This is a genomic window from Mycobacterium sp. NGS22 (genome assembly GCF_059813095.1).
The window spans coordinates 34,098-48,040 of the sequence record NZ_JCALDY010000003.1; the positions used below are offsets into that span (position 1 = coordinate 34,098).

General features: G+C 66.6%; 10 protein-coding genes. 6 read left to right on the forward strand and 4 right to left on the reverse strand.

Annotation, left to right across the window (positions count from 1 at the left end; genetic code table 11):
* The first annotated feature begins 166 nt into the window (after positions 1–166).
* On the forward strand, positions 167–1,174 hold the full coding sequence (locus AC5Y47_RS03380) for a uroporphyrinogen decarboxylase/cobalamine-independent methonine synthase family protein (protein WP_499942349.1): 1,008 nt from the start codon (positions 167–169) through the stop codon (positions 1,172–1,174).
* Between the two features lie 59 nt (positions 1,175–1,233).
* On the opposite strand, the gene AC5Y47_RS03385 is transcribed toward AC5Y47_RS03380, so the two are convergent.
* A complete protein-coding gene (locus AC5Y47_RS03385) occupies positions 1,234–1,854 on the reverse strand; it encodes a TetR/AcrR family transcriptional regulator (protein WP_499941979.1) in 621 nt (206 codons plus the stop codon).
* Between the two features lie 103 nt (positions 1,855–1,957).
* Between AC5Y47_RS03385 and ligA the strand changes: the two genes are divergently transcribed.
* From ligA to AC5Y47_RS03410, 5 genes are all read left to right on the forward strand, one after another.
* Entirely contained in the window at positions 1,958–4,045 is a 2,088-nt protein-coding gene (ligA, locus tag AC5Y47_RS03390; RefSeq protein ID WP_499941981.1) for an NAD-dependent DNA ligase LigA, read from the forward strand.
* 4 nt (positions 4,046–4,049) lie between these two features.
* A complete protein-coding gene (locus tag AC5Y47_RS03395; protein WP_499941982.1) occupies positions 4,050–4,478 on the forward strand; it encodes a tautomerase family protein in 429 nt (142 codons plus the stop codon).
* 5 nt (positions 4,479–4,483) lie between these two features.
* Positions 4,484–5,092: a TetR/AcrR family transcriptional regulator gene (locus AC5Y47_RS03400; RefSeq protein ID WP_499941984.1), complete on the forward strand. Its 609-nt coding sequence runs from the start codon at positions 4,484–4,486 to the stop codon at positions 5,090–5,092.
* A gap of 178 nt (positions 5,093–5,270) precedes the next feature.
* Positions 5,271–5,675 carry an MmpS family transport accessory protein gene (locus tag AC5Y47_RS03405; RefSeq protein ID WP_499942351.1) on the forward strand — a complete coding sequence of 135 codons (405 nt, stop codon included), beginning with the start codon at positions 5,271–5,273 and terminating at the stop codon, positions 5,673–5,675.
* Positions 5,672–8,572, forward strand: coding sequence for an MMPL/RND family transporter (locus tag AC5Y47_RS03410; RefSeq protein WP_499941985.1), 2,901 nt, complete (start codon positions 5,672–5,674; stop codon positions 8,570–8,572). Before AC5Y47_RS03405 ends, AC5Y47_RS03410 begins: the two co-directional genes overlap by 4 nt.
* On the opposite strand, the gene AC5Y47_RS03415 is transcribed toward AC5Y47_RS03410, so the two are convergent.
* From AC5Y47_RS03415 to AC5Y47_RS03425, 3 genes are all read right to left on the reverse strand, one after another.
* Positions 8,569–10,410, reverse strand: coding sequence for a putative bifunctional diguanylate cyclase/phosphodiesterase (locus tag AC5Y47_RS03415; RefSeq protein ID WP_499941987.1), 1,842 nt, complete (start codon positions 10,408–10,410; stop codon positions 8,569–8,571). The genes AC5Y47_RS03410 and AC5Y47_RS03415 overlap by 4 nt on opposite strands.
* Before the next feature lie 158 nt (positions 10,411–10,568).
* Complete coding sequence (locus AC5Y47_RS03420; protein ID WP_499942353.1) at positions 10,569–11,225, reverse strand: ACT domain-containing protein; 657 nt, start codon at positions 11,223–11,225, stop codon at positions 10,569–10,571.
* 72 nt (positions 11,226–11,297) lie between these two features.
* A complete protein-coding gene (locus AC5Y47_RS03425; RefSeq protein WP_499941989.1) occupies positions 11,298–13,904 on the reverse strand; it encodes a serine/threonine-protein kinase in 2,607 nt (868 codons plus the stop codon).
* Between the last annotated feature and the right edge of the window lie 39 nt (positions 13,905–13,943).

The following is a 13,943-nucleotide window of genomic DNA, read 5'->3' on the forward strand; positions in this document are numbered from 1 at the left end:
GCCCTAACACGGCGACCCGCTGCGCCCGCCGGGGACACCACAGCCGTCTGACCATCCGCCGCCCTTCTGCGTCGAACCTACCCGCGCGACGCGACCGTAAACACCCCTGCCGACCAGCACGCTATGCGATGTCGAATACGGTTGCCGGGTGAGTGTTTTGGCGGCGCTGCCGGTCAAGGCGACCGGGCTCGGGTCCTGGCCCGGCACCGCGGCGCGCCAGGCCGCTGAGGTCGTCGTAGGTGAACTGGCGGACGCGATGGCTCATCTGGTCGAGTTGCCCGCCAGGGGAGTAGGCGCCGACCTGCTCGGGCGCGCCGGTGCGCTACTGGTCGACGTCGCCGTCGACACGGTGCCGCGGGGCTATCGGATCGTCGCCCGTCCCGGAGCGGTGACGCGCAGAGCGATCAGCCTGCTCGACGAGGACATGGACGCGCTGGAGGAGGCGTGGGAGACGGCCGGTCTGCGCGGCGGCGGCCGGGTGGTCAAGGTGCAGGCCCCCGGACCGGTCACGCTGGCCGCGGGCCTGGAACTCGGTAACGGCCACCGCGCGATCACCGATCCGGGCGCACTGCGGGATCTGGCGGCTTCCCTAGCCGAGGGAGTCGCCGCTCATCGCGCGACGCTGTCACGTCGGCTGGACACACCGGTAGTGGTGCAGTTCGACGAACCGACCCTGCCGACCGCGTTGGGTGGCCGGCTCACCGGGGTCACCGCACTGAGTCCTGTCCGTCCGCTCGACGAGGCGCTGGCCCTCACCCTGCTGGACAGCTGCGTACAGGCCGTCGGCGGGGACGTCCTGTTGCACTGCTGTGCGCCCGACATACCCTGGAACCTGTTGCAGCGCAGCGCAATCGGTGCCGTCTCGGTGGACGCCGGGACGTTGCAGGCCGCGGACTTGGAAAGCATCGCGGCGTTCGTGGATTCCGGTCGTGCTGTCCTGCTCGGTGTGGTCCCCGCCAGCGCGCCGGAGCGGCCGGTGTCGGTCGAAGAGGTGGCCACCTCGTTGGTCGCGGTGACCGATCGGCTCGGCTTCGCACGCTCGGCGCTGCGCGGCCGCGTCGGGGTCACCCCGGCGTGCGGTCTGGCCGGCGCCACGCCCTCATGGGCTCGCACGGCGATCGAACTCGCCCGCAAGGCGGCCGAAGCATTTGCCGACGACCCCGACCAGATCTGACCCGGCAAGCGACGACGCCAGGACCTGGTCTCGACATCGTCCGGTGCCGAATCCGGGATTTACCGACGGCCCGAGCGCGGCTTGACCGGCATCAGGACCGGCAACAGCACATTGCGCGCGATTTCGCGCAGGTAGTGGTCGTCCATCCCGGTGTTGGGCGGGGCATTGGAAAACGAGTGCGCCAGCCGGATCATGGCCGTCGCCACCGCGTCCACGCTTGCCGCCGTGTACTCAGACGAATCGGGTGCGCGCCGCAATGCCTCGCGCGTGATCTTGGTCGCGTATTCCAGCAGCAGGCCCGCCTCCGGACCCACGAGGTATCCCATCGCCGCGGTCGGGTCGCGCTTGAGCAACGCGTCCAGAATGTGCTGTTCGCGGCGGCGGGCTACCCCGGCCACGAAGCCCTCCTCGACACCCGAGCGCAGGTCACCGCCGGTGATGCTCTGACCCACGCTGTCCAGATAACGCTTCGCCTCGCGCAGCATCACTGCCTTGGCCAGTGCATCCTTTTCGAATCTCCGCGAGACGACCCACGGGTCGACACCGAGCCGTCTGGCCACGCTGTCGATACTCGACCGCTGGATACCGTGATCCATGAACTCCGCCAGCGCCGCATCGAGGATGCGGTCGGTGAGCTCGTCTTGTTGCGTCAGCTGAGGCAACGAATGTCGCGGTGCCATCGTCAAACTGTAATCGCAACCCAGGGCGGCGGGTCTGCGCTTTCGTCGCTTTGCTGGGCGGCAGAGCCGCTGAGGTGTCGGCGCGCTCGGCTAGCCTGCCAGAGTGAGCTCCCCTGCAGCCGATCACACCGCCCCGGAAATTCTGCGGCAATGGCAGGACCTGGCCGAGGAGGTCCGCGAACACCAGTTCCGCTACTACGTGCGGGACGCGCCGATCATCACCGATGCCGAATTCGACGTGATGCTGCGCAGGCTGGAGGCGCTCGAAGCCGAGCATCCCGAGCTGCGCACCCCGGATTCGCCCACCCAGCTGGTCGGCGGTGCGGGGTTTGCGACGGACTTCGAGCCGGCCGAGCACCTGGAGCGGATGCTCAGCCTGGACAACGCGTTCAGCAGCGACGAACTGTCCGCCTGGGCGGCCCGGGTGCACGCCGAGGTCGGCGACTCCGCGCACTACCTGTGCGAACTGAAGATCGACGGCGTCGCGTTGTCCCTGGTGTATCGGGACGGCCGACTCACTCGTGCGGCGACCCGAGGCGACGGCCGCACCGGCGAGGACGTCACGAACAACGCCCGCACCATCGACGACATCCCGCACCGGCTCACTGCCGCCGACGAGTATCCGCTGCCCGACGTGCTCGAAGTCCGGGGCGAGGTCTTCTTCCAAGTGGCCGATTTCCAGGCGCTCAACGCCAGCCTGGTCGAGGACGGAAAGTCGCCGTTCGCCAACCCGCGCAACAGCGCTGCCGGCTCGCTGCGCCAGAAGGACCCGGCCGTCACCGCGCGGCGCAAACTGCGGATGATCTGCCACGGCCTGGGGCATACCGAAGGTGTTCGTCCGGTGACCCAGCACGATGCATACATGGCGCTCAAAGCGTGGGGACTGCCGGTTTCCCAGCACACCACCCTGGTCGACGACCTGGCCGGCGTGCAGGAGCGCGTCGACTACTGGGGTGAGCACCGGCACGAAGTCGCTCACGAGATCGACGGAGTTGTCGTCAAGGTCGACGAGGTGGCGTTGCAACGGCGGCTGGGCTCCACCTCGCGGGCGCCGCGCTGGGCTATCGCCTACAAGTACCCGCCCGAGGAAGCTCAGACCGAACTGCTCGACATCCGGGTCAACGTGGGACGCACCGGCCGGGTCACCCCGTTCGCGTGGATGACACCGGTGAAGGTGGCCGGTTCCACGGTGTCGCAAGCAACGCTGCACAACGCCTCGGAGGTCAAGCGCAAGGGCGTGCTGATCGGCGACACCGTGGTGATCCGCAAGGCCGGCGACGTCATCCCCGAGGTGCTGGGACCCGTGGTCGACCTGCGCGACGGGTCCGAACGCGAATTCGTCATGCCCACAACATGTCCCGAGTGCGGAACCACCTTGGCGCCGGCGAAGGAAGGCGACGCCGACATTCGTTGCCCCAACACCAAGCGGTGTCCGGCGCAGCTGCGGGAGCGGGTTTTCCACGTCGCCAGCCGCAACGCGCTGGACATCGAGGGCCTGGGTTACGAGGCCGGCGTGGCGTTGTTGCAGGCCCAGGTGATCGACAGCGAAGGTGATCTGTTCGATCTCACCGAAGACGACCTGTTACGCACCGAGTTGTTCCGGACCAAAGCCGGCACCTTGTCGGCCAACGGCAAACGGCTGCTCGCCAACCTCGACAAAGCCAAGGCCAAGCCGTTGTGGCGGGTATTGGTGGCGTTGTCGATCCGCCATGTCGGGCCGACCGCGGCCCGGGCACTAGCCACCGAATTCGGCAGCCTCGATGCGATTGTGGCGGCATCCACCGAGGAGTTGGCCGCGGTCGAGGGCGTGGGAGCCACCATCGCCGCCGCCGTCACCGAGTGGTTCACCGTCGACTGGCACCGCGAGATCGTCGAAAAGTGGCGCGCGGCCGGGGTGCGGTTGGTCGATGAGCGCGACGAGGGCGTGCCGCGCAACCTGACCGGGCTCACCATCGTGGTCACCGGTTCGCTGGCCGGTTTCTCCCGCGACGAGGCCAAGGAAGCCATCGTGTCCCGGGGCGGCAAAGCGGCCGGCTCGGTGTCGAAGAAGACGTCCTACGTGGTGGCCGGCGACGCGCCCGGATCCAAGTACGACAAGGCCGTCGAACTCGGCGTGCCGATCCTGGACGAGGACGGATTCCGGGACCTGCTGGCCGAGGGTCCCGCGACGCCGGCAGATGGCGCAGACTAGGACGATGCCGTTCTATCAGTGCCTGGTCCCGGCCGGATCGCTCAGCGTCGACGCCCGGTCGAAGCTGGCCGAGGCGATCACCGGAATTCACTGTGCCGTGACAGGCGCGCCCCGCGGATTCGTCAACGTGTTGTTCGTCGAATACGAACCCGGGATGTACTTCACCGCCGGCAAACCCAACAACGCCGCGGTGATCAACGGCAATATCCGAGCCGGCCGGGACCGCGAGACGAGGGCGCGGCTGCTGACTGAACTCTCCACGGCTTGGGTGTCGATCACCGGCCAGGACCCACGCTCACTGCTGATCGGGCTCAACGACGTCGATCCCACCTCGATCATGGAGGCCGGGCTGATCATGCCTGCCCCCGGCGAGGAACACGAATGGCTAGAGCGCAACCAGCAGGTGCTGGGGGAGTTGCTGGCCAGCCAATAGGTTCTATGGTTGGCGCTATGACCCAGACCGCCGACCCGTCCGCGGACGTCTCGCCGTGGTCGCCGCGCGAGGCCGAGTTACTGGCAGTGACGTTGCAGCTGCTACAGGAACACGGCTACGACGGGTTGACCGTGGACGCCGTCGCCAACACCGCCCGCGCCAGCAAGTCGACGGTGTACCGCCGCTGGCCCTCCAAGGCCGAGTTGGTGTTGGCCGCGTTCATCGAAGGCGTCCGTCAGGTCGCGGTGCCGCCGAACACCGGCACACTGCGCGGCGACCTGTTGCACCTCGGCGAGACCATCTGCCGGCAAGGCAGCCAGCTCGCCAGCACGATCCGCGCGGTGCTGGTGGAGGTGTCGCGCCACCCCGCCCTCAACGACGCGTTGCAACAGCAGTTTCTGGAGCAACGCAAAGCAGTGTTCCAGCACGTCCTGCAACAGGCCGTCGACCGGGGAGAGATCACCCAAGCCGCCATCACCGACGAGTTATGGGACCTGTTGCCGCACTACCTGATCTTTCGCAGCATCGTTCCCGGAAGTCCGCCGACCCGCCGCACCGTGCAATTGCTCGTCGACAACTTCATCATCCCGGGCCTCACCCGGCCCACCGGATGAGAGGCCCGGCGATCAAACCGTCGACCGGAACGCCCGCGTCTATTGTGCAGTACGGTCCAGTACCGTACTGTGCTGACCAGGACGCCGCGCGGGGCGCCCTGCTCGGGGCGACCCCCCGGAGTCGAAAGGTCAACGGGTGAAAGTGTTTTCACTCTCGAGCCTGGTCAGGCGGGGCTGGATGGCGATCGTCGCCGTCCTCGTGGTCGCGATCGCCGGGTTCGCCATTTACCGGCTGCATGGACTCTTCGGTGCCCACCGCAACGAGGCGGCCAACAACGGCATCTCGAACCAGATCGTCCCGTTCAATCCCAAGAACGTGGTGCTCGAGGTCTTCGGTGCACCCGGAGCCACGGCGACCATCAACTACCTTGATGTGCACGCCCAGCCGCAGCAGGTCCGCGACGCACCGTTGCCTTGGTCGCTGACGATCACCACCACCGAACCCGCGGTGCTGGGAAACGTTGTCGCACAGGGCGATGGCGGTGTCCTGGGCTGCCGGATCACCGTGGACGGCAAGGTTAAAGACGAACGCACCGTCACCACCAAGGACGCCTACACCTTCTGCCTGGACAAGTCCGGATGAGCGATCGGGAACCGCCGCGCCTGGCTCATACCATCCGGCGGCTGTCGGTGCCGATCCTGCTGCTGTGGATCGCGCTCGCCGCGATCACGAATGCGTCGGTCCCGCAGCTGGAGGAAGTCGGCAAGACCCACAACGTGGCGTTGAGTTCACCCGACATGGCCTCGTTGCAGGCGACCAAGCGCATCGGTCAGGTGTTCAAAGAATTCGACACCGACAGCACGGCCATGGTGGTGCTCGAGGGTGACAAGCCGCTGGGTGCAGAGGCGCACCGGTACTACGACACGTTGATCCACAAGATCGGGCAGGACCGCAAGCACGTCCAGCACGTCCAGGACTTCTGGGGCGACACCCTGACGGCGGCGGGATCGCAGAGTACCGACGGCAAGGCCGCCTACGTGCAACTCAACCTTGCCGGCAACCAGGGCTCGGCGTTGGCGAACGAGTCGGTGGGCGCGGTTCGCGACGTCGTCGAACACACCCCGGCGCCGGCCGGGATCAGGGCCTATGTCACCGGCGCGGCGCCGATTATCTCCGATCAGTTCGACGTGGGCAGTAAGGGCACCGCCAAGGTCACCTCGATCACCGTCGGTGTGATCGCGTTGATGTTGCTGTTCGTCTACCGGTCGTTTCTCACCATGCTGCTCGTCTTGGTAACGGTACTGATCGAAATGGCCGCCGCCCGTGGCATCGTCGCGGTTCTCGGCAATGCTGGAATCATCGGACTGTCCACCTATGCGACGAACCTGCTGACGTTGTTGGTGATCGCCGCCGGAACCGACTACGCGATCTTCGTCGTCGGCCGCTATCAAGAGGCGCGCAGCGTGGGCGAGGACCGAGAAGCCGCTTACTACACCATGTTTCGCGGCACCGCGCACATTGTGCTGGGTTCGGGGCTGACCGTGGCCGGGGCGGTGTTCTGTCTGAGTTTCACACGGTTGCCGTATTTCCAGAGCCTGGGCATTCCAGCGGCGCTGGGCATCCTGGTCGCTCTTGCGGCCGCGCTCACCCTCGCGCCCGCTGTGTTGACCCTGGGTGCCGCCGTCGGGATGTTCGAACCCAAACGCAAGATGCGCACCCGCGGCTGGCGGCGCATCGGCACCGCCGTCGTCCGCTGGCCGGGCCCCGTACTCACCGTGGCGTGCGCGCTGGCCTTCGTCGGCCTGCTCACCCTGCCCGGGTACAAGACCAGCTACGACACCCGTCCCTATATGCCGGCCAGCGCCCCAGCCAACGTCGGGTACGCCGCCGCCGAGCGGCACTTCTCCCGAGCCCGGCTGGAACCCGAGCTGCTGATGATGGAAGCCGACCGCGACCTGCGCAATCCGGCCGACATGCTGGTCGTGGACCGGGTAGCCAAGGCGGTGTTCCACACAGCCGGAATCGCCCAGGTGCAGACCATCACCCGGCCGCTGGGGACCCCGCTCGACCACACCTCGCTGGCGTTCCAGATGAGTGCGCAAAGCGCAAACCAGATCGAAAACCTTGGGTATCAACGTGATCGCGCCAACGACATGCTGCGCCAAGCGGGTGAGTTGTCGAACTCGATCGACCTCTTGCATCGCCAGTACACGCTGCAGCAGGAGCTCGCGGCCACCACGCACAGCGAGGCGCAGAGCTTCCGCGACACCATCGCCACCATCAACGACTTGCGGAACAAGATAGCGAACTTCGACGACTTCTTCCGGCCGCTGCGCAGCTACTTCTATTGGGAGAAGCATTGTTTCGATATTCCGGTCTGTTTCGCGATCAGGTCGGTACTCGACGCGTTGGACGGGATCGACCAGCTCAGCGCGCGTTTCGAGGATCTGACGGCGACGCTGGACAAACTCGACGCGCTGCAGCCGAAGTTGGTGGCGCTGATACCCGAGCAGATCGCCAGTCAACAGACCAACCATGACCTGACGATGACGAATTACGCGACGCTGTCCGGGATCTACGCGCAGACCGCCGCCGCGATCGAGAATGCCACAGCGCTCGGACGGGCCTTCGACGAAGCCAAGAACGACGACACCTTCTACCTGCCGCCGGAAGTGTTCACCAACCCCGAATTCCAACGCGGCCTCAAGTTGTTCCTCTCACCCGACGGCAAGGCCGTCCGGATGATCGTCACCCACGACGGTGATCCGGCCACCACCGAAGGCATCTCGCATATCGAGCCGATCAAGAAGGCGGCGCACGAGGCGGTCAAGGGAACCCCCTTGGCCGAATCGAAGTTCTATCTCGGCGGCACCGCGGCCACCTACTCCGACATCCAGGACGCCTCGAAATACGACCTGATGATCGCCGGAATCGCGGCGCTGAGCCTGATTCTGCTGATCATGATGCTGTTGACCCGAAGCCTGGTCGCCGCGCTGGTAATCGTTGGCACCGTGGCGCTTTCGTTGGGGGCGTCGTTCGGATTGTCGGTGCTGGTGTGGCAGTACATGTTCGGCATCAAGCTGTACTGGGTCGTGCTGGCGCTCGCCGTGATCCTGCTGCTGGCGGTGGGTTCTGACTACAACCTGTTGTTGATATCCCGGTTCCGCGAGGAGATCGGCGCGGGGTTGAAGACCGGGGTCATCCGCGCGATGGCCGGGACCGGTTCGGTGGTGACGTCCGCGGGTCTCGTCTTCGCAATCACCATGTGCGCGTTCTTGTTCAGCGGTTTCCAGGTACTCGGCCAGATCGGCACCACAATCGGACTCGGGCTGTTGTTCGACACGCTGATCGTGCGCTCGTTCATGACGCCGTCGATCGCGACGCTGCTCGGACGATGGTTCTGGTGGCCACAACGGGTGCGCCCGCGCCCGGCCAGCACCATGCTGCGGCCGTACGGCCCGCGCCCGGCGGTCCGGCAGCTGCTGCTGTGGGAAGATGACGACCCAGTGGTGGCGTCCGAATCTCGTTCGCGCGCTTAGATATTGGTTGAGACGGAGCCCACGGTCAGTAGTCGTCGAGTGGCCGCGGCGGTCATCGGGCGACAGAACAAGAAGCCCTGCGCGCGAAAACATCCCTCGTCGAGCAGCGAACGGGCCGCCCCTGGCGTCTCGACGCCCTCGGCGACGACGTTGAGATCAAGGGCGTCGGCCAGGCCTATGACGGCCCGCACGATCGCCAGATCATCACTGCTGTGCTCCAGATCGCGGACGAACCCGCGGTCGATCTTCAACGTGCTCACCGGCAAAGTCCGCAACAGACCCATCCCGCTGAAACCGGTGCCGAAATCGTCGATGGCGATGTCGACGCCCATGTCGGTGAGTCCGCTCAGCACGGTCCTGGTGCTGACCAGATCCCTGATCAACATGCTCTCGGTGATCTCGAGACCCATTGCGCTGCCGTCGAGTCCGAACCTGTCCAGCACGCGGCTCACCGTGCCCACCAAATCGTGGGCCACCAGTTGTGCCGGAGACACATTCACGCGCAACATGGTGCCGGTCCCCACGCCGCCCGCCCGCCAGCTGGCCATGTCGGCGCATGCCGCGTTGAGCACCCACTCCCCGAGTTGCCCTGCCAGATTGAGGGATTCCGCGACGGGGATGAACAGGTCCGGCAGCAACAGTCCGCGGGTCGGGTGCTGCCAACGCACCAACGCTTCTACGGCCAGCACGTTGCCGGTCACCATGTCGATCTCGGGAAGGTAGACGACGGTGAGGGCGTCGGCTTCGATGGCGTGCTGCAGATGCAGTTCCATCTCGGCGTGGATCTCGCGCCGGCCGCGCATCTCGCTGGAGAAGACGCTGATCCGTTCTGCCCCCGAGGTTTTCGCCGCCAGCAGCGCTTCGTCGGCGTGCCGCAGCACGTCCAGGCCGGAGTCCCGGCCGGGATTTCCGATCGCGACGCCGATGCTGACGGTGCGGGTGAGCATCTCCCCGTCGATCTGCACCAGGTCGGTGAGTCGCTGGCCGAGACTCTCGGCCAGTCGTCGTGCCTCCCCGGAGTCCATCGCCGCGGCGGGCACCACGACGAAGTCGTCGCCACCCACTCGGGCGATCAGTCCCTGACCCGCCAGCGCGGCCCGGGTTTCGGTGGCAAAGTCACGCAGGAACTCATCTCCGGCGGCATGGCCGAGATAGTCATTGATGGCTTTGAGCCGATCGAGGTTGAAGGACAACACCGGCACCGGCCCGTCGTCGGCGGCCAGTCGCTCGTCGAGGTGCGCCAGCAGGGTACGGCGGTTAGGCAGGGCGGTCAGATCGTCGTACCCGGCTTGATAACTCAACTGGTCCTCGACCTGGATACGTGCCTGAACCTGGGAAAACATGGTGGCCACGACCGTCAGCGCGTTGATCTCGTCGTCGTCCCATTCCCGATCGCCGAATTTGACGAAACCGAGGACCCCGGTGGTGACCTCGCCGGATACCAGCGGGACACATGCCATCGAGATGGCCGGTGCGCCGCTCGCCTCGGCGATGGTTCGGCGATATTCCCCGCTCTGGGCTTCGGGTCGCAGAATGACCGGTTCTCGGGCGTTCTCGGCCATCGCGAACACCGGGTCGGCGTCGGCGAAGTAGATCGTGTGCAGCGGGTCCGGGTCCGGCACATCGAGCCGCGGTGGCCACTCGGCCACCAACACCGTCGCCTGGGTCCGGTGGTCGTTGTGCCTTAGAAAGCTGACATCGACCCCCAGAAAGCCCACCAGATCGGAAAGCACCTCGGTGCTGACAGTCGCGGCATTGCGGGCGGTGACCCCCATGAGTTTGGTCGCCACGGCGGTGACGATCGAATTCAAACCAGCGGGGGAAGTGGAGCTCTCCATTCAGTCGTGCCGCGTTTCCTGTCGAAAGTTCGCGGTGCCTGCTTGACGATTCCGAACCGGTCCGGTCCGGAACCGCAACAGCAAAATGTCGCTCCGCCCGAGTGGGACCCTCAATATAACGCGACGAATTCGAAGAAGACGAGTTGAGCCACGGGTCGTCAGCGCAACATGGTCGCGGCAATGCCGGCCAGGTAACCCAGCCGAGCTACCTCCGACGGGCGAAATTCCGGGCCCGGACGGCCCAGCACCATCGCAGTATGTGGGTCGCCCAGTGGGGCCGCGACCATCGTGGTGTCCATGTCACGCCAGGCCGGCGGGACCCATTCGGCAGCACTGTCCAACGTCGCGGCACGTTCGATCGGCAGCCACGGCGCCGAATCGGCGCGCGTTTCCGGCGCGCCCGGACTGCCGGCGAGTCGCTGCACCTTGCCCTGCGCGCTGTGCAGCACGGTGCACCAGCTAACCCGCAGGATCCTGGGCGCCTGATCGACCAGCACCTGCAGCTTCGCCGCCCGATCTGCGGCCGCGGCGACGAGGTCCAGTAGTTCCAGCTCACGGTGGGCCTCGAGCAGTCCGGTATGCGGACGGACGCTGTCGACTCGAACGCCGGACAGCGCTTCGGCGGCAGTGATCAGGGTGTCGGGCATCGATCCCGGCGGCAGCTCGATCACCAGGTCGTCGATGGCGTATCCCGAGGCGCGCTCGACCACGTCCAGCGAGAGGATGTCAGCCCCGACCGAGCCGAGCGCGACCGCGAGCGACCCGAGGCTACCTGGTCGGTCGACCAACTCGATGCGCAACAGATACGACGGCACGGCCAACACTGTCGCACAGCGGCGCGGATACGGCATGTCGGCTCATACCCGCACGTTGGGGTGGTGGGCGGTTCAGCCGGGTCGCGCGGCCACGACTTCGCGCAGCGCTATGGCCAGATGGCTCGCGGTGGGAATGCTGATATGCGGAGTGTCGGTGACGGCCTCGTCGATGACGGCGGCCAGCCGAGGCGGAATATCCGGATTGAGCCGACGGATCGGCCGGGCGGTCGTGGTCATCACGACGTCGACGGGATCCTGGCCGGCGGCGGCGTGCCGGGGCGCTTCCCCGGTCAGCAGGTAATACAGGCACGCCCCCATCCGCCAGGTGTCGACGTCCCGCGCCGCCCGCTCGGGTTTGAGCAGCTGGGCCAGCGGGGTGAACGCCGGGTCGGGCGGAATGGGCGTGGCGAAACCGAAGTCGGCGATCTTGGTGACCGGATCGGCTCCAGACCAGGTCAGCAGCAGGCTGGCCGGGGTGATGTTGCGGTGCATGACGCCCCGCGACCGGTCGCCGCGGGTGCAGCTGTGGGCTGCGTCGAGACCGTCCAGACACGGCAGGATCAGCGACATCGCCTGACGAACCGAGAGCCGGCCGAGCCGCCGGACCAGATCCTCGACGGTGTCGCCCGGGCAGTATTCCGAAGCGATCAGAACGAACTCGCCGACGGCCTTGGCTTCCCGAAACTGCACAATGTTGGCGTGGCGCAGGCTCGCGAGGTCAGACAACGGCTGCGGCCGGCGCATCTCGTCGGGCGCGATCGCGGCCTTGGGTGCGACCCGCAGGGCGCATATCTGTCCGGTCTGCTGGGAGCGGGCGCGGAAGACGGGCCCGGGCCCACGCCGGTCGAGCAGGTCCAGCAGGGTGTAGCCGGCGACGGTGACCGGTTCGACCGAGTCGCCCCCCACTCGTCGCACCAATTCGTGCGGGAGTCCCTGCTCTCGGCAGTTGCGGCACAACATCGCGTGCTGGCCCGCCTCGGCAATCTCGCCGCAGACCGTGCAGACCGGCGACCAGACCGGGCTGCTCACCGTCGAAATCTCCACCGTCTGAACGGGACTCGTTTGCTCCATGGTCTGGGCCGCCACCGACGCCAGTGCCCCGCGGGCAGCCGTGGCCAGCTCGCCGGCGGTCGGGTACCGCTGTTGTGGGTCGGTGGCCATGCCGCGTGCGATGACGTCGTCGAACGTGGCAGGCACCCACTCGTTGACCACGCTGGGTTTTGGTGGCTCGTCGCCGCAGTCGGGTGGCGTCCCGGTCAGGCACGCGTAGAGGATGCACGCCAGTGAGTAACGGTCCCCGGCATTGGTGCGGTCGCCGCTGTCGAGACGCTCGGGTGCGAGATAGACCTGGCCGGGCAGGTCCGAGTCGCGTCCGCCGTCCTGCAGTATCGGATCGCACAGCAGGTAGGCCATGTTGTCGTGGCCGACCAGGATCTTGTCCGGCAGTACCGCTCCGGGTATGGGCGCCGCCTTGTGTACCGCGTCGAGCACGCGCGCGATCTGACTGACGATCTGCACCGCACGTGAGGGGGTGAGCGGTCCGTAGCGCTCCAACATCGTGTCCAGGACGATCCCGTCGATGAACGGCATCTGCAGATAGAACTTCCCGTCCACCTCGCCGATGTGGTCGACGACGACGAGCTGCGGTTCACCGAGCGCTCTGAGCACTATGGCCGCCATGCTCGCGTCCCGTTTCACCCGACGGACCAGGGGATCCTCCGCGTCGCCCGTCGCGAACATTTTCAGGGTGACCCGGGCCGAGGTCGTGGCGTCCTCGGCTTCCCAGCACGGGACGTTCGTGTCGGATAGCTTGCGTAGCAACCGATACGGCCCGAACGGCACCCGCTCGTCGGCGTCCTCGGTGCCCAGCGCGTCGCGGATCGCGTTGGCCAGATGGCCCGGGCCGGCAAAGCGCTCCGCGGGATCTTTGGCCATGCCACGACTGATCGCGTCGTCGATGCCGGCCGGCAGACCTGGGCGCAGCTCGCTCGGCGGTGGCGGCGTCACGGTCAGGATCTCGGCCATGTGCTGGCGCGCGTCGGTAGCCGGATGGGGGAGCGCCCCGGTCAGGCAGGCATATGCGACTTGGGCGAGTCCGTAGACGTCGGCGCGCTCGGACCGCTCGTCGGCCGTCAACCGTTCTGGGGGCAACCCGACCAGATTGGCAAGCAGCGGCTCGGGGTCGGCCATGTCGTCGTCGCTCGACTGGCATTGCGCCAGGTAATCGCGGTAGCCGAGGCCCATCAGATGCGCCGACCCGTCGTCTGCGACGAAGACGTTCTGCGGTGCTACGCCGGAGTGGATCAGCCCTGCGTGGTGCGCAGCCTCCAGCGCGTCGGCAATCTGACAGACCAGGTCGGCCGCCTCGGAGAGACCCAGTGGACCTTCGCGATCCAACATCGTCTGCAGATCGGTGCCGCTCAGCAGCGGCATCTCCAGATAGATGCGACCGTCGATCTCACCCCATTCCTCGACCGGAACGAGGTGGGGCTCGCGTAACAGGGTCGCGACGGCCATGTCTTGCCGCAGCCGATCGCGCAGCTCGGTTGAATCGGTCCAATCCGGCAGGATCTTCAACGCGACCTGTCGTCGGCTGGTGGTGTTCTCGGCGGCGTACACGTCGCAGCGCGCCCCGGCCAGCAGCCGTAGCAAGCGGTAATGCCCGAATTCGTTGAGCACGACTATCGATCCGATGCTTGGTGTGATCCCTGCATGAGG

Excerpts from the sequence above, each read along its gene's own strand:
- AC5Y47_RS03385 (WP_499941979.1), bottom strand. The coding sequence starts at position 1,854 with ATGGCACCGCGACATTCGTTGCCTCAGCTGACGCAACAAGACGAGCTC.
- AC5Y47_RS03395 (WP_499941982.1), top strand. The coding sequence starts at position 4,050 with ATGCCGTTCTATCAGTGCCTGGTCCCGGCCGGATCGCTCAGCGTCGAC.
- AC5Y47_RS03400 (WP_499941984.1), top strand. The coding sequence starts at position 4,484 with ATGGTTGGCGCTATGACCCAGACCGCCGACCCGTCCGCGGACGTCTCG.
- AC5Y47_RS03405 (WP_499942351.1), top strand. The coding sequence starts at position 5,271 with ATGGCGATCGTCGCCGTCCTCGTGGTCGCGATCGCCGGGTTCGCCATT.
- AC5Y47_RS03410 (WP_499941985.1), top strand. The coding sequence starts at position 5,672 with ATGAGCGATCGGGAACCGCCGCGCCTGGCTCATACCATCCGGCGGCTG.
- AC5Y47_RS03415 (WP_499941987.1), bottom strand. The coding sequence starts at position 10,410 with ATGGAGAGCTCCACTTCCCCCGCTGGTTTGAATTCGATCGTCACCGCC.